Origin of the sequence: Actinokineospora bangkokensis (assembly GCF_001940455.1) — a bacterium.
GTDB classification, from domain to species: Bacteria; Actinomycetota; Actinomycetes; order Mycobacteriales; family Pseudonocardiaceae; genus Actinokineospora; species Actinokineospora bangkokensis.
The window spans coordinates 140,114-157,967 of record NZ_MKQR01000013.1; the positions used below are offsets into that span (position 1 = coordinate 140,114).

At 73.1% G+C, this 17,854-nt stretch carries 18 protein-coding genes; 9 read left to right on the forward strand and 9 right to left on the reverse strand.

The window, feature by feature from the left end:
* Window positions 1–520 precede the first annotated feature (520 nt).
* Window positions 521–1,366 carry a poly(ethylene terephthalate) hydrolase family protein gene (locus tag BJP25_RS13515; protein ID WP_075975250.1) on the forward strand — a complete coding sequence of 282 codons (846 nt, stop codon included), beginning with the start codon at window positions 521–523 and terminating at the stop codon, window positions 1,364–1,366.
* Between the two features lie 108 nt (window positions 1,367–1,474).
* Here the strand turns inward: BJP25_RS13515 and BJP25_RS13520 are convergent, their stop codons facing one another.
* The 6 genes from BJP25_RS13520 to BJP25_RS13545 are packed head-to-tail and all read right to left on the reverse strand — an operon-like array spanning window position 1,475 to window position 6,705.
* The gene (locus BJP25_RS13520) at window positions 1,475–2,050 is read right to left on the reverse strand and encodes a TetR/AcrR family transcriptional regulator (protein WP_075975251.1); all 576 of its coding nucleotides are present in this window, start codon (window positions 2,048–2,050) and stop codon (window positions 1,475–1,477) included.
* A 1-nt stretch (window position 2,051) separates the two neighbouring features.
* Window positions 2,052–3,350, reverse strand: coding sequence for an ABC transporter substrate-binding protein (locus BJP25_RS13525; RefSeq protein ID WP_075975252.1), 1,299 nt, complete (start codon window positions 3,348–3,350; stop codon window positions 2,052–2,054).
* On the reverse strand, window positions 3,347–4,387 hold the full coding sequence (locus tag BJP25_RS13530; protein WP_075975253.1) for a branched-chain amino acid ABC transporter permease: 1,041 nt from the start codon (window positions 4,385–4,387) through the stop codon (window positions 3,347–3,349). Before BJP25_RS13530 ends, BJP25_RS13525 begins: the two co-directional genes overlap by 4 nt.
* Window positions 4,387–5,238, reverse strand: coding sequence for a branched-chain amino acid ABC transporter permease (locus BJP25_RS13535; protein ID WP_075975254.1), 852 nt, complete (start codon window positions 5,236–5,238; stop codon window positions 4,387–4,389). The genes BJP25_RS13530 and BJP25_RS13535 overlap by 1 nt, the downstream gene beginning before the upstream one ends.
* Complete coding sequence (locus BJP25_RS13540) at window positions 5,238–5,930, reverse strand: ABC transporter ATP-binding protein (protein ID WP_075975255.1); 693 nt, start codon at window positions 5,928–5,930, stop codon at window positions 5,238–5,240. Before BJP25_RS13540 ends, BJP25_RS13535 begins: the two co-directional genes overlap by 1 nt.
* A gap of 1 nt (window position 5,931) precedes the next feature.
* Window positions 5,932–6,705, reverse strand: a complete 774-nt coding sequence (locus BJP25_RS13545; RefSeq protein ID WP_143219059.1) for an ABC transporter ATP-binding protein — start codon at window positions 6,703–6,705, stop codon at window positions 5,932–5,934.
* A gap of 282 nt (window positions 6,706–6,987) precedes the next feature.
* Between BJP25_RS13545 and BJP25_RS13550 the strand changes: the two genes are divergently transcribed.
* The 5 genes from BJP25_RS13550 (at window position 6,988) to BJP25_RS13570 (ending at window position 10,357) form a co-directional block, all read left to right on the forward strand.
* Entirely contained in the window at window positions 6,988–8,208 is a 1,221-nt protein-coding gene (locus BJP25_RS13550) for a helix-turn-helix domain-containing protein (RefSeq protein ID WP_075975257.1), read from the forward strand.
* 171 nt (window positions 8,209–8,379) lie between these two features.
* The gene (locus tag BJP25_RS13555) at window positions 8,380–8,856 is read left to right on the forward strand and encodes a Scr1 family TA system antitoxin-like transcriptional regulator (RefSeq protein ID WP_143219060.1); all 477 of its coding nucleotides are present in this window, start codon (window positions 8,380–8,382) and stop codon (window positions 8,854–8,856) included.
* A gap of 129 nt (window positions 8,857–8,985) precedes the next feature.
* On the forward strand, window positions 8,986–9,219 hold the full coding sequence (locus BJP25_RS13560; RefSeq protein WP_075975259.1) for a hypothetical protein: 234 nt from the start codon (window positions 8,986–8,988) through the stop codon (window positions 9,217–9,219).
* The gene (locus tag BJP25_RS13565) at window positions 9,216–9,725 is read left to right on the forward strand and encodes an HAD domain-containing protein (RefSeq protein ID WP_075975260.1); all 510 of its coding nucleotides are present in this window, start codon (window positions 9,216–9,218) and stop codon (window positions 9,723–9,725) included. The genes BJP25_RS13560 and BJP25_RS13565 overlap by 4 nt, the downstream gene beginning before the upstream one ends.
* A gap of 44 nt (window positions 9,726–9,769) precedes the next feature.
* Complete coding sequence (locus BJP25_RS13570; protein WP_233158065.1) at window positions 9,770–10,357, forward strand: MOSC domain-containing protein; 588 nt, start codon at window positions 9,770–9,772, stop codon at window positions 10,355–10,357.
* 27 nt (window positions 10,358–10,384) lie between these two features.
* Here the strand turns inward: BJP25_RS13570 and BJP25_RS13575 are convergent, their stop codons facing one another.
* A complete protein-coding gene (locus BJP25_RS13575; RefSeq protein WP_075975262.1) occupies window positions 10,385–11,065 on the reverse strand; it encodes a response regulator in 681 nt (226 codons plus the stop codon).
* Window positions 11,062–12,681: a sensor histidine kinase gene (locus BJP25_RS13580; protein ID WP_075975263.1), complete on the reverse strand. Its 1,620-nt coding sequence runs from the start codon at window positions 12,679–12,681 to the stop codon at window positions 11,062–11,064. The genes BJP25_RS13575 and BJP25_RS13580 overlap by 4 nt, the downstream gene beginning before the upstream one ends.
* Before the next feature lie 174 nt (window positions 12,682–12,855).
* Between BJP25_RS13580 and BJP25_RS13585 the strand changes: the two genes are divergently transcribed.
* Genes BJP25_RS13585 through BJP25_RS13595 form a run of 3 tightly spaced genes read left to right on the forward strand, consistent with a single transcriptional unit; the run spans window position 12,856 to window position 15,889 of the window.
* Window positions 12,856–13,842, forward strand: coding sequence for a Bug family tripartite tricarboxylate transporter substrate binding protein (locus BJP25_RS13585; RefSeq protein WP_075975264.1), 987 nt, complete (start codon window positions 12,856–12,858; stop codon window positions 13,840–13,842).
* A complete protein-coding gene (locus BJP25_RS13590) occupies window positions 13,839–14,375 on the forward strand; it encodes a tripartite tricarboxylate transporter TctB family protein (RefSeq protein ID WP_075975265.1) in 537 nt (178 codons plus the stop codon). Before BJP25_RS13585 ends, BJP25_RS13590 begins: the two co-directional genes overlap by 4 nt.
* Window positions 14,375–15,889: a tripartite tricarboxylate transporter permease gene (locus tag BJP25_RS13595; RefSeq protein ID WP_075975266.1), complete on the forward strand. Its 1,515-nt coding sequence runs from the start codon at window positions 14,375–14,377 to the stop codon at window positions 15,887–15,889. The genes BJP25_RS13590 and BJP25_RS13595 overlap by 1 nt, the downstream gene beginning before the upstream one ends.
* 142 nt (window positions 15,890–16,031) lie before the next feature.
* Here BJP25_RS13595 and BJP25_RS13600 read toward each other — a convergent pair whose 3' ends face one another.
* The gene (locus tag BJP25_RS13600) at window positions 16,032–17,831 is read right to left on the reverse strand and encodes a hypothetical protein (protein ID WP_075975267.1); all 1,800 of its coding nucleotides are present in this window, start codon (window positions 17,829–17,831) and stop codon (window positions 16,032–16,034) included.
* Window positions 17,832–17,854 lie beyond the last annotated feature (23 nt).

A 17,854-nucleotide genomic window follows, 5' to 3' on the forward strand; every position in this document is an offset into this window, starting at 1 on the left:
CAGGGACGTCCGGGCACGGCAACGGTCGCGCCGCGGGGGTCCGCGGCGCGACCGCTCGCACCGATCGTACACACGGGTTGGGAGCGTTCCCAGCACTTGTCCAGACCATTGCGCTACTGCGGAAGACCCGCGCGGACCAGGCTGGGTCGGTGGCGCAGAAGGGCTTGCGGAGCGGCCCGTCGCAGGCGGTCGCGTTTGCCCGCCTCCCGCCGTCAACGCGGCCACCGCAAGCACCGGAACCACGCACACGCGCCGCGCCCCCACCCGAACTTGTCAACAATTCACATCAGATGTAGCAAATTCAGTGAACTATCGACAAGACCCGCGCGGGCGAGTGGTCACGACGTGCCAGCGCCCACACCGGGTACCGTCCACAGTGGTCCTTGTCATCCACCGCCAAAGCGCGGACGAAGGTTCATCCCTTTGCCAGGAACAGGTGCGCGGCACCGCGGGCGCGGGGTAAGACGGGGTGTCGGCGCAGGGCGGGGGACGGGGTCGACCCGTCCCGGAGGAGGGTCGGATGCGGGGCAAGCGCAAGGGCGTGCTCGGGGTCGCGCTCGTGGTGGCAGGGCTCGCGGTCGCGCCGAGCGCGCACGCGGCCGCGGCGCCGTCCGTCGAGTCGGCGTTCAGCGCCCCGGGTCCCGCCGGGGTCACCCAGCGGCGCGTGACCTCCGGCGCCGGGCTGTCCTACACCCTGTTCCTGCCCGCCGACCTGACCACCGACGGCTTCCGCAACCCCGTCATCACCTGGGGCAACGGCAGCGAGACCAGCTGCGCGACCTACTCCGGCCTGCTCGGGCACCTGGCGTCCTGGGGCTTCGCGGTGGTGTGCGCCGACAGCAACCAGGTGGGCTACGGCTTCGAGCTGTGGGAAGGCGCCCTGACCATGATCGCCGCCAACGCCAACCCCGCCGACCCCCTGCACGACCAGCTCGACACGGACCACATCGGCGCCGCTGGCCACTCCCAGGGCGCCACCGGCGCCCTCAACGCCACCGTGCTCGGCGAAGGCACCATCACCTCGACCCTCGCCCTGGCCTTCGTCGACCCGTTCTGGCACAAGCCCCAGGACCAGCTGCCCGACCTCACCCGCGTCACCACCCCCGTCCTGCTCCTCAGCGGCAAGTCCGACCCCCTCACCAGCCAACAGGCCGCCTACCTCAAGCAACTGCGCGTCCCGGCGGCCAAAGCGGCCCGGGTCGGCGCCGACCACGAACACGTCCCCGCCACCGCCACCGGCTACGCGACGGCCTGGTTCCTGCACACCCTCCGCGGCGACCCCCGCGCGGCCGCGGCCTTCACCGGCCCGACCCCGGAGATCGCCCGCAACCCCGACTGGACCGACTGGTCCTCCACCCTCGGCTGACCCGCGATCCCGCTGAGGGGTTCCTGGCGCTGCGCCTGACCTCCTTGTGGTGCTCGTCTGCTGCGCAGCGCGGGGACCGGCGGTCCGGGGCGCCGGTCCCCGGCTGCGTCAGGTGGGTGGTGCCAGGCTCGCCAGCGTCATGTCGGCGAAGTGGAGGCCGAGCTCCTCCGGGCTCAGCGGTCCGTCCGGGCGGTACCAGAGGCCGAGGCGGTGGACGGCGCCGAAGTGGTAGTTGACCACCACGGTGGCGGGGATGTCGGCGCGGAAGACGCCTGCCCGCTGGCCTTCCTCCACCAGGGCCTTCACCCGGTCGTGGTAGGCGCGGCGCTCGGCCCGGACCAGGTTCTGGTGGGTGGGGTCGAGCAGGTGGAAGGACTGGAAGAAGACCACCGCCTCGTCGAGGTCGGCGATGGTGGTCTCGACGACGTCGGCGATGATCGTGTGCAGCCGGGTGGGCAGGTCCAGGTCGCTGTCGGCGATGGCCTCCATGCGCCTGCGCTGGGCCGTCTGCATCGTGCGGTACACCTCGACCAGGAGGTCTTCCTTGGAGTCGAAGTAGTGGTAGAGCGCGCCCTTGGTCACCCCGGCCTCGGCGACGACCTCGCGGACGGTCGTGGCCTCGAACCCCTTGCGGGCGAAGAGGGTGACCGCGGCGCGCACCACCCGGTCCCGGACTTCCGGCACGTCACCCGACCAGGGCTACGTCGGCGGGGGTGCGCCGCTCGGTGGGGGCGGGGGTCACCGGGCCGGTGCCCCGGTCGGTCACCATCGGCGCCCACACCTGCTGAACCTTGGCTTGGGCGTCGACGGTGAAGACGTAGGCGCCGGTGAGGCCCGCGTGCGAGTCCGCCGAGAAGGCGAAGGGGGTCAGGCCCGGCCCGGAGATGCGGCCCGACTCCATGGCCTTGATCAGCCCGGACCTGGTCAGGTCGCGGCCCGCCTCCTTCAGCGCCTGGGCGAAGGTGAAGGCCGTGGCCATGCCGGAGATGACGGTGTCGGTCAGCGGGACCTCCGGGATGTACTTGGCGTGGATCTGCTTGAACAGGGCGATCCAGGGGTCGTCGGAGTCCATGTTCGGCAGGTACCCCGCGCCGGTGAAGCCCTCCAGCAGGGCCGGGACGGACACCTGGGCGCCCGCGCGCTTGCCGAACTCCGACAACAGGCCGCTGAGGGTGCGCACGTCGGCGCCGATGCTGTTGGCCACGAACTTCGGCTTGTAGCCCACGCGCGCCGAGGTCAGGATGGTCAGCGCGGTGAAGGCGGGCACGCACTCGCACACCACGACCTCCGCGCCCGCGGCCTTGAGCGCGGTCACCTGCGGCAGCACGTCGGTGTTGGCCGGGTCGTAGGGCTGGCGGGAGACGATGGCGTCCTTGACGAACTGGTCGAGGCCCGCCTGCGCGTCGCGGCCCACGTCGTCGTTCTGGTAGAGCACGCCGACCTTCTTGCCCGCCAGCTCCTCGGCGATGTACTTGCCCAGGATCTTCGACTCGCGGGTGTAGTCGACCTGGAAGCCGAAGGTCATCGGGCTCGTCGCGGGCTCGTCCCAGGCCAGCGCGCCGGAGGCCACCAGCAGGTCCGGCACGCCCTCGGTGGTGAGGAAGTCGGTCACCTTCGTGTGGGTGGGGGTGCCCAGGCCGCCGACCACGGCGAACACCTTGTCCTGGAGCACCAGCTTCTTCACCACCTCGACCGTGCGCGTCGGGTTGTACCCGTCGTCCTCCACACGGTACTCGATGGTGCGGCCGTTGATGCCACCGTTGTCGTTGACGTAGGAGTACACCGCGCGGGCACCCGCCGAGATGGTCGAGTAGCCGGGGGCGGCGGGCCCGGTGAGGGGCTGGTGGGTTCCGATCAGGACGGTGGTGTCGGTGACCCCGGCCCGCTCGTCCTTGACCGCGGGCCCCCCGGTCGGGGTCTCCCCCGCGCCCCCGCAGGCGGAGACGACCAGGAGGAGGGTGAGTGCGAGTGCTCTGCGTTTCACGGTGTGCCTTCCGACGCGGGAACGGGGGTGGGGGACTTCTGGGCGGGGGTGGGCGTGCGGCGCCCGGGCAGGGGGAGCTTGCTGATCAGCCCGTGGACCCCCTGCGGGAGCACGAGCACGACGAGGACGAGCACCAGGCCCAGCACGGCGTGCGGCAGGTTGTTGGCGACGTCGGTGGGCAGGCCCAGGCCGTGCGCGAGGTCCTCGGTGCCCGCTTGCACGAGCACGAGGGCGAGCGCCCCCCAGAGCGCGCCCCACAGGCTGCCGACCCCGCCGAGCACGACGGCGGCCAACAGGGTCAGCGACAGCGCGGGGGTGAACGACCCGGGTGCGGCGGTGCCCAGCAGGAAGGCTTGCAACCCGCCCGCCAGCCCGCCGCAGACGGCGCTGACCAGGAACGCGAGCACCTTGGTGCGCCCGACGCGGATGCCCGCCAGGGCGGCGGAGACCTCGTCGTCGCGCACGGCGCGCATCTGCCTGCCGATGCGGCCGGTGGTGATGTTGGCCAGCACGACCAGCGCCAGCAGCACCGTCGCCCACACCACCCACGCCTGCCAGCGGGTGCTCGGCACGACGCCCGCCAGCGCGGGCGGCAGGCTGTTCACGGTGAAGCTCAGGCCGTTGCTGCCGCCGAGCAGGTCCGGGAACCGCTGGGTCAGCGCGGGCAGCCCGACCGCCAGGGCCAGGGTGGCCCCGGCCAGGTAGGGCCCGTGCAGGCGGGCCGCAGCCGCCCCGGTGAGCAGCCCGGCGCCCCCGCTGACGGCGGCGGCGATGGCGAGGTCCAGCCAGAACGGCAGCCCCGGCGCGTTGACCACGAGCAGGCCCACGGTGTACGCCCCGACCAGCAGGAACGCGCCGTGGCCGAGCGACACCTGCCCGGTCAGGCCGGTGAGCACGCTCAGCCCCGCGGTGGCCAGCAGCAGGTAGCCGAGGGTGGCCAGCCGGACGTTGGTGAACGGGTCCACCACCAGCGACACGGCCACGACGACGGCCAGGCCGAGCAGCGCCCACCCGAGGTGGCGCAGCAGCGGGGGCATCAGACCCTCCTCGCCGCGGTGCGCCCGAACAACCCGTTGGGGCGGAAGGTGAGCACCACGACCAGGATCGCCAGCGACGCCAGGGTCACCAGCTCCGGCCCGAGGTACCCGGAGACGCAGGACAGCACCACGCCGAGGCCGAACCCGCCGACGACCGTGCCCAGCGGGTTGTCCAGCCCGCCCAGCACCGCGGCGGTCAGCGCGTAGACGAAGACGGTGTCGAGCACGCCGGGGTGCAGGAACGGCGGCGCGGCCAGCACCCCGGCCAGCGCGCCGACCGAGGTGGCCAGCGCCCAGCCCGCGGTGAGCATCAGCCCCACCTTGACCCCGACCAGGCTCGCGACCTCGGGGTGGAAGGCGGCGGCGCGCATCCGCAGCCCGAGCGAGGTGGTGCCGAACAGCAGCAGCAACCCGCCCGCGACGACGAGCACCACGGCGATGACGAACGCGGAGTTGGCGGAGAAGGCGCCGCGGAAGTCCAGCGCGTAGGGGAACGAGCGCGGCTCGGCGGTCCAGATCATCCCGCACACGGCCTGGAGCACCATGAGCAGCCCCAGGGTGGCGATCACCGGGGCGAGCTCGCCCGCGCGGCTGAGCCTGCGCATGAGCACCCGTTCGGTGAGCGCCCCCAGCACCGCCCCCGCGACGAGGGCGACCACGAGGCCGAGCCAGTAGCCGCCGGTGGCGCGGTTGACCGAGTAGGCCAGGTAGGCGCAGACCAGCGCGAGGGCGGGTTGGGCGAAGTTGACGACGCGGGTGGCGCGGTAGATCACCACCAGGGCCAGCCCCAGCGCGGCGTAGACGGCCCCGTTGGTCAGGCCGCCGAGCGCCAAGGCGAACAGGTCGGACATCAGAACCCCAGGTAGGCGTGTCGGAGTCGGTCGTCGGCCAGCAGGTCGGCGGCGGGCGCGTCCGCCACGACCCGGCCCAGTTCGAGCACGTAGCCGCGGGTGGCGACCGACAGCGCGCCGCGGGCGTTCTGCTCGACCAGCAGCACGGTCATCCGCAGCTCGCGCAGCAGGTCGAGGATGCGCCGGGTGACCAGCGGGGCCAGCCCGAGCGACGGTTCGTCGAGCACCAGGGCGCGCGGCCCGGACATCAGCGCCCGGCCGATGGCGAGCATCTGCCGCTCGCCGCCGGAGAGCGTGTCCGCGCGGCGCCTGAGCCTGCTCGCCAGCGGCGGGAACAGCGCCAGCACGTGCTCGTGGGCCGCGCGCCGCTGCGCCGACGAGCGCCACAGCCCGCCCAGGCGCAGGTTCTCGGCCACGGTCAGCTCGGTGATGACGCCGCCGTTCTCCGGCACGTGCGCCAAGCCTCGGCGCACCACCCGGTCCGGCGGCCAGCCGGTGATGTCGTCGCCGTCGAAGTGGACGGTGCCGCCGCGCGGGGGCACTAGGCCGCTGATGGTGCGCAGCAGGGTGGTCTTGCCCGCCCCGTTGGCGCCGAGCACGGCGGTGATGGCGCCCGCCTCGACGGTCAGGTGCACGCCGTCGAGCGCGCGGACCGGCCCGTGCGCGGCCGAGAGGTCCTCCACGGTCAGCACCTCAGCCCACTCCCAGGTAGGCCTCGGTGACCTGGGGGTCGTCGCGCACCTCGTCGGGTGTGCCCGCCGCGATGACCCTGCCGAAGTCCAGGACGGTGATCCGGTCGCACACCCGCATGACCAGGTCCATGTGGTGCTCGACGAGCAGCACCGCCGTCCGCCCGGTGAGCCCGCGCAGCAGGTCCACCAGCTCCTCGCGCTCCAGTTCGGACAGCCCCGAGGCGGGTTCGTCGAGCATGAGCAGCGCGGGCTCGGCCACCAGCGCCCGCGCCAGGGCGACGCGCTTGCGCACGCCGTAGGGCAGGGTGGCGGGGTAGGCGTCGCGCCAGTTGTCGATGCGCAGCAGCGCGAGCAGTTCCTCGGCCTTGTCGCGCAACCGGCCCTCGTCCCGAGCGGCCCCGCCCAGCCCCAGCAGGGAGCTGAACGCGGATGCCTTGCGGTGCCGGTGCGCTCCCACCAGGACGTTGTCGATGACCGTGCACCCGGCGAACAGCCCGAGCCCCTGCACCGTCCGCGCGATCCCCAGCGCCGCCAGGTCGTGCGGTCTGTGGCGCCGCAACGGTTTCCCGTGCACGCGCACAGTTCCCTCGCGCGGTGCGACGAACCCGCAGAGCACGTTGAACAACGTCGTCTTGCCTGCCCCGTTGGGCCCGATGACCCCGTGCACCGATCCGGGCATCACGGCCAGCCGCACCCCGTCGAGAGCCGTCAGCCCCCCGAACCGGACCGTGACACCGGACGCCTCAAGCACAGGTTGACCAGGGGATTCCCGCATACCAGCTCCCGTCGGACCGCATCGTCCACCGCGCTGATCCCACATTTTGGGAGACTACATACCGCGCGGTATGACGCAGAATCATCCGATTCGCACGATGTGCCGTCAATCGACCTTTCGGGCTAACCCGTGCGGGTGAACACCCTGGACACACGGGCTCTCTACCAGGCAGTTCCGGAGCAGATACCGCGCGGCAGGGAATCCTTCGGCCGCGCCCAGCGCAGGCGACGTGCGGAAGCCGGGCCCTATCCTGGGATCAAGTCGGCACGGAAGGTGAGCGGGATGGGCGACCTGAAGGACGACGCGCGGGAGATCGGGGCACGGGCCCGCAGGATCCGGGTTCGTCGCGGCCTGAGCCTGGAGGTCGCCGCCGGACTGGTGGGGGTTTCCAAGGGCTATCTGTCCATGTTGGAACGCGGGGAGAGGGCGTTCAGCAGGCGCGGGTTGCTGGAGGACCTGGCTGCCGCGCTCGGCGCTTCGGTGGTCGACCTGACCGGACAGCCCTACCTCCCAGGGGACCGCGCGAGCGCGTTGGCTTTGGCGGCGCTCCCGGAGATCTCAGTGGCCTTGTTCGACGTGGGGTTCGACGACGTGCCGGACGGACCGGTGCGGGCGGTCGCTGAACTGGCCGCAGCGGCGAAACGGGCCAACGAGCAGGCAGCGGAGTCGCGGTATTCCTCCGCAGGGACCGGACTGGGTCAGTTGATCACGGAGTTGCACGTGCACGCGGTGGCGGCGCCCGGTGCCGAGCGCCGCGCAGCTCTCGCCGCGCTGGTGGAGGCCTGCGTCGTCGCTTCCTGCCTGGCGCGCAACCTGGGCAACGCGGATCTCGCCGTGATCGCTTCGGTGCGGGCCCAGGAGGCCGCGCTGCGGCTCGGCGATCCCGGGGTGGGCGGCCTCGCCGCGATGGCGTCAACCTCCGCGCTGAGCCGCTTGGGCGCGCGCAACCGCGCGGCGCGCGTGGCCGCTGCGGCGTTGCGGGAGGTGGAGTCGGGCTCCGGGGACACGGTTCGACTGGAGGCGGCGGGGATGCTCCACCTCACCAGCGCCCAGATGGCGGCCAAGGACGGCCGCCGCGACGAGGCGTTCGCCCACCTCGACGCCGCGCGGGACCTGGCGGGGCGCACCGGCGAGCGCAACACCCTGCAGTTCTCCTTCGGCCCCGCGAACGTCCGCGCCTGGTCGCTGAGCATCGCGGTCGAACTGGGCGAAGGGCCGGGCATGGCCGACCGCGTGACCTCCCGCCCGGACTACGACCGCGGTCTGTCCACTGCGGACAGGCGCGGCGCGCTGCACTTCGACCTCGCCCGCGCGAACGGCCAGTCCGGCGGGGAGAGGGACCTCCGGGCCATCCATCACTTGGACACGGCCGACCGCATCGCACCCCAGCGCCTCCGCAACGACCCCCTGGCCCGCGACCTCGTCCGACAGCTGCACCGCCGCTCCCCCAAGCCCTCCTGGGAGCTCGACAGCCTGCGCCGCCGCCTCGGCGTGGAAGCCTGACGGAACGTTTACACTCTGTGAACCGTCCTCGAAAACTCCCCGAGTAGCGTTGATCCCGAGGACAGCAAGCCCCCTATGACGGGCGGGCGCAAGAAATCCTGGGGATCGACCATGAGCAAAGCGGCTACTGATGGGGACGGGCGCGCGCGGACCGTGCGAGAGCCCACGTGGGTGCTGGACGGGGCCGAGCGGGCGGTGGTCGACGAGGTGGTGGCGGCGGCCGGGCGGGTCGTCGTCTACGACCCACATGCGGTTCCGGCTGCCCTGAGAACCGAGGCCTACGCGGCCGCTGTCTCCGGTTCGGTGCGTGACCTCACGGGGAACCAGCTCGCCCTGATCCCGGAGCACTGTCTGACGCGGCCCGACATACCGGTCGAGGTCGCGGGGGAGCAACTGGCACGGCTGCTGGACAACCCGGGCGCGTGGCGGGTGGTGCCCGCGAGCCACCCCACCTCGCCAGGCTTCACGGTGCTGGAAGTCGAGCACTTCCACCCCATAGTCCACATCGAACTCCTGGGGAGGCAGGTCATCCTGGAGGACCGCGGCACGACCACCCGCTACCTGGAGCTGGCCCAAGAACTTGAGCGAGCGTGCTTGCCGGCCGACGAGGGCGTTGCGCTCGTCGAGGCGGTGCTGCGCAGCGGATAGGACGCATCCCCTCACGAGCAATGCTTGAGACCTGTGGATCGGCCGGGGTGGGGTATACCTTCCCTGTGATTGTCTGTAGGTCTCACGCATGGCCGACGCGCCACCGTCAGTCGGGAAAGGTACACATCCATGCCTACCGTGGTCCCCGATCCGTCCGACGGTGATGGGCTGAGGTTGATGCCCGCGCTCGGCGCGAAGGAGCACCTGGCCGAGATGGGGAACGCCGAGGACGAGACCCACGCCCTTCAGGCGGTGAAGGCGTTCGAGGCCGCCTACGGCGCCACGTACCCCAAGGCGGCCCGCTTCGAACGCGGCCATCTGGTCGAGCGGGGCATCGAGCGCGAGCAGGGCGCCACAGCATGACGGGCCACGGTGACGGGACCAGGGAACGCCCCCTGCTCTTCCTCGATGTCGACGGCCCGCTCCTGCCGTTCGGTGACGGCACCCGGCGCGAGCAGGCGGGCACGGCCGCCAGCGCGCACCTGGCGCGGCTCGACCCGCAACTCGGGCCTCGGCTGGCAGCACTCCCGTGCGACCTGGTCTGGGCCACGACCTGGGAAGACGAAGCCAACACCGAGATCGCGCCCCGGCTCGGGCTGCCACCGCTCCCGGTCGTGACCTGGCCTGACCCCTCCGACGAGGATGCGCACCAAGACCGGTGGTTCGGGCTGTGCTGGAAGACCCGAACCCTCGTGGCGTGGGCCGATGGACGCCCGTTCGCCTGGGTCGACGACGAGATCACCGACGCCGACCGGGACTGGGTGGCCGCCCACCACCCCGGACCAGCCCTCCTCCACCACATCGCACCAGCACGAGGCCTCAACAACGACGACCTCGCAACCCTCGACCACTGGCTACGAGCCCCCTGAGGAACCAAAGATCAAGAGGTCTGGCGGGTGATCGGTTGTGGGCCGTGCGGGACGCGGCGGGCAAGTTCGGTTCTGGTAAGAACACCCGCCGGTTCCGTCTCATGCCCGGACTGCTGCGACTTGGTTCGCGTTATCCCCACGGGCTTGGCCAGCCGCAACTGCTTGCCCCGGACGGGTGGCCGGTGGCCGACAGCGATGCCTATCTCCGGGCGCACCTCCGCCGTGACGACGTGGAGTTGGTCCCTGAGGGTGAGGTGTCGCACTTCGACCAACTGCCCGTGAGCGTGCTGACCACGGCGACCCTCGACTGGGTCCAGCAGTCGCTCCCCGGCGTGCCTGTCGATGAGCGTCGATTCCGGCCGAACATCGTGGTGCGCACCCCGCCGGGTACCGCGCCTTTCGTCGAGGACAACTGGCTCGGCAGGACCGCTGTGATCGGGGAGGGAACGCGGATCGAGTTCGTCCGCTCCAGCGAACGCTGTGTGATGGTCAACGAGGCGCAGGCCGACTTGCCGCAGTCCTCCCTGGTGCTCAAGACGATCTCCGCCGCGCACGACAACCGTCTTGACGCGCTGGCCCGTGTCCTCATCCCGGGCAACATCGCGCTTGGTGATCCTGTGGTGTTTGCCTGAGGGGTGTCTCGCGATGCAAGACACCCTCTAACCAATCCAGTGGTACTGGCGCTCGGGCCTGCCCGCGCCGTAGCGGAGGCGGACCTCGGACTTGCCGATCTCGGCGAAGTGCTCCAGGTAGCGGCGCGCGCTCGGGCGGGACAGGTTGGTCGTCTGGGCGCACTCGGTCGCCGACAGGCCGTCGGGGTGGGCGCGCAGGGCCTGCTCCACCAGGTCCGCGGTCTGCTGGGACAACCCCTTGGGCAGCACCACGGAACCGCGCGGGCGGGCGGCGAAGACCTCGTCCACGTCCTCCTGGTTGGACACCTCGCGGGCGGACAGGCGGGCGAGCTTGGCCTGGAGGGCGGCGAAGTGCAGGAGCTGGTCGCGCAGCGCCGCGGCGGAGAAGGGTTTGATGAGGTAGTGCAGGACGCCGCCGCGCATGGCGTTGCGGACGGTGTCGACGTCGCGGGCGGCGCTGATGACGATGACGTCGGTGTCCACCGTGGTCGGGTCGGCGCGCAGCGCGCGCAGCACGGTGATGCCGTCCGCGTCGGGCAGGTAGATGTCGAGCAGCACGAGGTCGGGGCGCAGGGTGCGCACGGCCGCCAGGGCGTCGGCACCGGTGTGGGCGACGCCGACGACCTCGAAGCCCTCGACGCGGGCGACGTAGCCGCTGTGGACCTTGGCGACCATGAAGTCGTCGTCGACCACCAGGACGCGGATCACCGGGCCACCTCCGCGGCGAAGGGCAGCACGGCGGTGAACACCGCGCCACCGGCGTTGTGCACGTCCACCGACCCGCCCCGGCGCACGCAGGTCTGGCGGGTCAGGGCCAGGCCCAGGCCGCGGTTGCCGTGCTCGGCGGCCTTGGTGGTGAAGCCGTGGGTGAAGACCTCGGTGGCGATCGCCGGGGCCACCCCGGGGCCGGAGTCGCGCACGACGACCTCGACGCGGGTGTCGTCCTGGCGCAGGGCGATCTCCACCCAGTCGCCCGGGGTGGGGCCCGCGGCGCGCAGCGCGTCGAGCGCGTTGTCGACCAGGTTGCCCACGACCGTCACCAGGTCGCCGGTCAGGCGCTCGTCGACCGGGCGCAACCCGCTGTCGTCGGTGAGGCGCAGGCCCGCGCCTTGCTCGGCGGCGAGGCTGGCCTTGGCGATGAGCAGCGCCGAGACCGCGATGTCCGACACCCGGCTGGTCACCTGCTCCTGCCACTCGCCCTGTTCGCGGGCCACCAGGTCGACGTAGTCGCGCACCTCGTCGTACTCGCCCAGCTCGATCAGGCCCGCGATGGTGTGCAGGCGGTTGCTGAACTCGTGCGCCTGCGCCCGCAGGGTGTCGGTGGCGCGCGAGCTGGCGGCCAGCTCCTCGCGCAGCTCCACCAGCTCGGTGCGGTCGCGCAGGGTCGCCACCGCGCCGAGCCCGGCGATGGGCAGCCGGTTGATCACCAGCACCCGGCCCGCGCGCAGCACGATCTGGTCCTGCCCCGGCGCGCGGCCGGTGAGCACGTCGATGATGCGCTCGTTGAGCCCGAAGGCGCCCACGTCCGCGCCCACGCACTCCCCCGGCAGCGCCAGCAGGTCGCGGGCGCGGGCGTTGACCAGGGTGATCCGGTGCTGCTGGTCCAGGCCCAGCACACCCTCGCGGATGCCGTGCAGCAGCGCCTCGCGGTGCTCGGCCAGGCCCGCGATCTCCCACGGCTCCAGGCCCAGGGTCTGCCGCTTGACCCGCCAGGCCAGCAGCACCGACCCGGCGATGCCCAGGGCCGTCGCGATGCCCAGCAGCGCCAGGGCGTCCTGGGCGGAGTCCCCGATGCCCGCGAAGAAGCCCGGGGTCGCCTTGCCCGCGGCCACCAGGCCCACGACCGCGCCGTCGTCGGCGATCACGGGGACGTGCGCCACCAGCGACCCGCCCACCTCGCCCACCCAGGAGCGGCCCGCGCCGATGGTGCTGGCGCCCACGTCCAGGGTCGTGCCGACCTGCCCCGGGTCGGGCGAGGTGAGCACCCGGCGCGCGCTGTCGGTGATGAGGACGAAATCGGCGCCGGACAGGCTGCGGGCGCCCTCGGCGAACACCGGCAGCGGGTCGCGGCGCAGCGGGTCCGCGACGTTCTCCCGCACCCCCGGGGTCGCGGCCACGTTCTCCGCCACCGACAGCAGCCTGCGCCCCTCGACGTCGGCGAACGACTTGCGGGACTGGACCACCGAGAACAGCGCCACGCAGGCCAGCAGGGCGAACACCACCACCAACTGCCAGCCGAGCAGGCCGCGCGCGAGCGACCCCCGCCACCCCGCGCGCCCACCGGTGCCACCGCCGGTGGTGGCCCCGCGCCTGTGCCCGACCATGCGCCCACTATCGCACCCGCGGGGCCCGGACCGGCCGTGAGCACAACGAACACAAGTACCGATAGGTCCGCAGGCGAGACAGCGCCCGACCGCCACGGCACCATGACCTGCGGGACGGCCCCGTGACCGGGGTCACCCCCGCCCCACCCGCCGTCCGGCCCGATGGAGTGCCCGATGAAGAACCCGAAGACCTGGCTGTCGGTGCTCCTGGCCGCCGCCCTGGTCCTGCTGATACCCCCGCTGGTGTCCTCCGGCGAGGACGACACCGGCGACCGCATCCGCAACTTCCGGCTGATGGTGCCCAACTCGCCCGGCGGCGGCTACGACATCACCGCGCGCACGGCGGTCAAGGCGATCGAGGACGCCGACCTCAACGGCGCCACCGAGGTGTTCAACCTCCCCGGCGCCGGGGGCACGGTGGGCCTGGGCAGGCTGGTCAGCGAGCGCGGCAACGGCAGGCTGGCGATGTCGATGGGCCTGGGCGTGGTCGGCGCGGTCTACACCAACAAGTCGCCGTCCTCGCTCACCGACACCACCCCGATCGCCAAGCTCACCGAGGAGTCCGACGTGGTGGTCGTCGGCAAGGACTCCCCCTACCGCACCGTCGGCGAGCTGATCGCCGCGTGGCGGGCCGACCCCGGCGGGGTGCCGGTCGGCGGCGGGTCCGCCCCGGGCGGCCCGGACCACCTGGCGCCGATGCTCATGGCCAAGGCGGCGGGCATCGCGCCGCGGACGGTGAACTACGTGCCGTTCGACGGCGGCGGCGAGCTGATGGCGTCGGTGCTCGGCGGCAAGGTCGGCTTCGGCGTGTCGGGCATCGGGGAGACCCGCGACCAGATCGAGGCGGGCGAGCTGCGGGCGCTGGCGGTCACCGCCCCGGAGCGGGTCCCCGGCATCGACGCCCCCACGCTGCGCGAGTCCGGGGTGGACGTCAGCTTCACCAACTGGCGGGGGATCGTCGCCCCGCCGGGGATCTCGGAGACCGACGAGCGCAAGCTCGTCGACCTGTTCACCCGGTTGCAGGACACCCGGCAGTGGCAGGAGGCGTTGCGGCTCAACGGCTGGACGAACGCGTTCAGCTCGGGCGCGGAGTTCGGCGCGTTCCTCCGGGCGGAGAGCGAGCGGGTGGCCTCGGTGCTGGGGGAGTTGGGGCTGGCATGAGCGCGCGGACCGAGACGGCGATCGACCAGCCGCAGCAGCGGCGGAGCTGGTGGCGGCAGCACTCCGAGCTGGGCGTGTGCGTCCTGCTGCTGGCCACCGGGGTCCTGGTGCTCGTCGACGCGCTGGGCATCCCCACCGACTTCACCCAGCGCGGCCCGGTCGGGCCCAAGGCCGTCCCCGTGCTGGTGGGCGGCGCGCTGGTGCTGGTGGCGGGGCTGCTGGCGCTGGACGTGCTGCGCGGCGGCCGGGGCGAGGCCGAGGCGGGCGAGGACGTCGACCTCGACGCCCCGACCGACTGGCGCACCGTGCTCCTGCTCGCGGGCGCCTTCCTGCTCAACGCGGCGCTGATCGACACCGTCGGCTTCCCGCTCTCCTCGGCGCTGATGTTCTGGGGCGCGGCCTACGCGCTGGGCAGCCGCAACCCGGTGCGCGACCCGCTCATCGCCGCGGGGGTGTCGGTGCTGACGTGGGTGGCGTTCAACGAACTGCTCGGGGTCCCGCTGCCCGGCGGCCCGCTGATGGGGGTGCTGTGATGGACGCGCTGAACAACCTGGTGGCGGGCTTCGGCACCGCGCTGACCCCCGAGCACCTGCTCTTCGCCGCGATCGGCGTCCTGCTCGGCACCGCCATCGGCGTGCTGCCCGGCATCGGCCCGGCGATGGCGGTGGCGCTGCTGCTGCCGGTGACCTACGGGCTGGAGCCCACCGCCGCGTTCATCATGTTCGCGGGCATCTACTACGGCGGCATGTTCGGCGGCTCGACCACCTCCATCCTGCTCAACACCCCCGGCGAGAGCGCGGCGGTGGTGGCGGCCATCGAGGGCAACCCGATGGCCCGGCGCGGCCGGGGCTCGCAGGCGCTGGCCGCGGCGGCCATCGGGCACTTCGTCGGCGGCATCATCGGCACCTCGCTGCTGGTGCTGCTGGCCCCGGTGGTGGCGTCGCTGGCGGTCGACATCGGCGCCCCGGACTACTTCGCCATCATGGTGCTGGCCTTCGTCGCGGTGACCTCGGTGCTCGGCTCCTCCCGCGTGCGCGGCTTCGCCTCGCTGCTCATCGGCCTGACCATCGGCCTGGTGGGCCTCGACGAGATGACCGGGCAGCAGCGGCTCACCTTCGGCTCGCTGCACCTGTCCGACGGCATCGACGTGGTGGTCGTGGCGGTGGGCCTGTTCGCCGTCGGCGAGTCGCTGTGGGTGGCCGCGCACCTGCGCCAGAAGCAGTCCACCCCGATCCCGGTCGGGCGGCCGTGGCTGTCCCGCGAGGACCTGCGCCGCACCTGGAAGCCGTGGCTGCGCGGCCCGCTGATCGGGTTCCCGTTCGGCGCGATCCCCGCCGGTGGCGCGGAGATCCCGACCTTCCTGTCCTACGCCACCGAGCGACGGCTGTCCCGGCACAAGGACGAGTTCGGCAAGGGCGCCATCGAGGGCGTGGCGGGGCCGGAGGCGACCGCGAGCGCGTCGGCGGCGGGCACCCTGGTGTCGATGCTGACCCTGGGCCTGCCCACCACGGCGGTCGCGGCGGTGATGCTCGCGGCGTTCCAGCAGTACGGCATCCAGCCCGGCCCGCTGCTGTTCGAGCGCGAGTCGGCGCTGGTGTGGGGGCTGATCGCGTCGCTGTTCGTCGGCACCGTGCTGCTGCTGGTGATCAACCTGCCGATGGCGCCGGTCTGGGCGAAGCTGCTGCGCATCCCCCGCCCCTACCTGTACGCGGGCATCCTGTTCTTCGCCAGCGTCGGCGCCTACGCGGTGGGCGGCGAGGTCGTGGACCTGGTCCTGCTGTTCATCATCGGGCTGATCGGGTTCGCCATGCGCCGCTACGGGCTGCCAGTGCTGCCCGCGGTGCTGGGCGTCATCCTCGGGCCGAGCGCCGAGCAGCAGATGCGCCGGGCGTTGCAGCTGTCCGACGGTTCGCTCACCGGGCTGGTGAACTCCCCGATGGCGGTGGTGGTGTACCTGGTCATCGCCGCTCTGCTCGCGTGGCCGCTGCTGCGCAAGCTGCGTTCGCCGCGGCAGGAGGCGCCGGAGCAGGAGCGCATCGACGCCTGACTGGCAATTGTCAGCCCGGTGAACGCCCTGACGCGCTGCGCACGAGTGGATACGCTGACGGGGAAGGCGGAATCGAGGGGTGTGGGCGGACGTTCGTGGCCGCCCACACCCCTCTTTCGTCCCAGCGCGCGGCGCGTCGTCCCTAGAGCACGCCGGTGGGCACCTCCTGGGGTTGGGCGGCGGCGACCCACTCCCGCCGGGTGACCGCCCGGGTCATCTCCCGGACGTGCAGCGCGGCCCGCAGCCACGCCAGCGGGAACGCGTCGGTGGTGTCCTCGCGGACCCGGCCGAAGGCGTCGCGCTCCCGGTCGCGCGCGGTCGCGGCGAGGTCCGCGAGGACCGCCGCCGTGGCCGACATCCCGAGGGCGTCGAGCCGTGCGGTGTCGCGGGCCGAGCCGGTGATCGCCGCGACGGAGCGCCCGCCGAAGGCCACCCGGTGCACGGCGTTGGCCACCGGGCGCAGCGGCGCGGGCACCCGGTCGCGCTCTCCCGCCTGCCGCGGTGCCGACACCTCCTGCCGCGCGTCCTCGGTGCCCAGGTGACCGCGCTGCACCTGGTCCAGGCCGAGGTCGACGCGCCCGGCCAGCGCCGCGGGGAGGGCCAGCCCACCGGACGCGGCGATCGCGACAGCGGTGCCGGGCTGGTCGGGGCGCAGCCGGGCGATGAACCGGGTGCGCAGCCCGGGGGCACCGGCCAGCACGCGCAGGTTGGCGCGGGCGCGCTCACCGAAGGCGATCAGGTCCACGTCGGCACCGTCGACGGTCACGCGCAGGGCGGGACCCGCGGGGCCGACGACCACCGCGTCGAGGAACAGCAGGTCGTCGCCGCTCGGGCGCAGCCCGTCCGGCAGTTCGGCGTTGCGCGCCGCGCGCTCCACCTGCTCCGGCAGCGGCCGCTCCCACAGCGCGGTCAGGGGCGGCGCCGTCCAGTCCACCCCGCTCGCCGCGACCGCCCGCACCGACTTCCCCGCCCCCAGCCTGCGGTCCGGGGACGCGGTGCCACCGGAGAGCAGCAGCCCACCGCGGCCCAGTTCCCGCTGGCTCAACCCCGACTCGCCCAAGGCGACCGCGCCGTCCGCGGCAGCCGCGACGCGGGCCGGACCTCCGGGCACCACGGCCTGCACCGTCCACAGGACACCGTCCTCAGTGACCACGTGCGTGACGACGCCCGCGTACCCGGAGGACGCCACCACCGCCTCCGTGCACAGGCCGTAGAGGCGCAGCGAGCCGATGGGCAGGTACTCCCTGCGGGCCGTGCCGCGCAGCAGCGCCGGGTCGCCGGTGCCGGTGCGCAGGTCGTGGCAGAGCAGCATCAGCTCCAGCAGGTCGGCGGCCAGGACCTCGCGGTCGAACGTCGCCGCGCCCGCGCGGGCGTCGGCCAGCGCGGACGCCACCCGCAGCCCGCCCGCCGACGCGCGGTGCAGCCCGGCCACGCGGGCCGTGTGCACCGCGCGCAGCAGCTCGGCCCGCACCACGGCACCGCTGCCCGCGGCGCCCGCGCGCAGCACGGTCGCGCAGGCGGCCCACAGCCCCGCCGCGGCGGCCCGTTCGTCGGCGCGCACCTCGACGACCGGCGCCTCGGGCGGTGTCTCGGCCGGGGCCGTGTCCGCCACCCCGTCCGCGGGCTCCCCGGCCTCGGGTGCCTGCCCTGCCTCGGGTGGCTGCCCGATCTCGGCCGCGGCGACGGCGATGCCGCGGTGCAGGCACTTCGGCGCGAGCAGGCACCCGCACTCCAGGTCGTCGGCCGAGGTCAGCACGCCGTCGTGCAACACCCAGCGCAGGGTGGTGTCCTCGTCGAGGGTCGCGGTCGCCGCCTCGCCGTCGACCCGCACCGCCCAGGTCGCCGCGCGGTCGACCGCGGAGTCGACCCGCTTGCGCAACCGGGGCGGCAGGGCGTCCAGCACGTCCGCGACCACCGCGGGTGCCACCGGGGGCACGGTCACTGCGCCACCTCCCATCCCACCAG

Excerpts from the sequence above, each read along its gene's own strand:
- BJP25_RS13515 (WP_075975250.1), top strand. The coding sequence starts at position 521 with ATGCGGGGCAAGCGCAAGGGCGTGCTCGGGGTCGCGCTCGTGGTGGCA.
- BJP25_RS13580 (WP_075975263.1), bottom strand. The coding sequence starts at position 12,681 with ATGGTCGGGCACAGGCGCGGGGCCACCACCGGCGGTGGCACCGGTGGG.
- BJP25_RS13530 (WP_075975253.1), bottom strand. The coding sequence starts at position 4,387 with ATGCCCCCGCTGCTGCGCCACCTCGGGTGGGCGCTGCTCGGCCTGGCC.
- BJP25_RS13585 (WP_075975264.1), top strand. The coding sequence starts at position 12,856 with ATGAAGAACCCGAAGACCTGGCTGTCGGTGCTCCTGGCCGCCGCCCTG.
- BJP25_RS13590 (WP_075975265.1), top strand. The coding sequence starts at position 13,839 with ATGAGCGCGCGGACCGAGACGGCGATCGACCAGCCGCAGCAGCGGCGG.
- BJP25_RS13565 (WP_075975260.1), top strand. The coding sequence starts at position 9,216 with ATGACGGGCCACGGTGACGGGACCAGGGAACGCCCCCTGCTCTTCCTC.
- BJP25_RS13535 (WP_075975254.1), bottom strand. The coding sequence starts at position 5,238 with ATGTCCGACCTGTTCGCCTTGGCGCTCGGCGGCCTGACCAACGGGGCC.
- BJP25_RS13595 (WP_075975266.1), top strand. The coding sequence starts at position 14,375 with ATGGACGCGCTGAACAACCTGGTGGCGGGCTTCGGCACCGCGCTGACC.
- BJP25_RS13560 (WP_075975259.1), top strand. The coding sequence starts at position 8,986 with ATGCCTACCGTGGTCCCCGATCCGTCCGACGGTGATGGGCTGAGGTTG.
- BJP25_RS13550 (WP_075975257.1), top strand. The coding sequence starts at position 6,988 with ATGGGCGACCTGAAGGACGACGCGCGGGAGATCGGGGCACGGGCCCGC.
- BJP25_RS13545 (WP_143219059.1), bottom strand. The coding sequence starts at position 6,705 with ATGCGGGAATCCCCTGGTCAACCTGTGCTTGAGGCGTCCGGTGTCACG.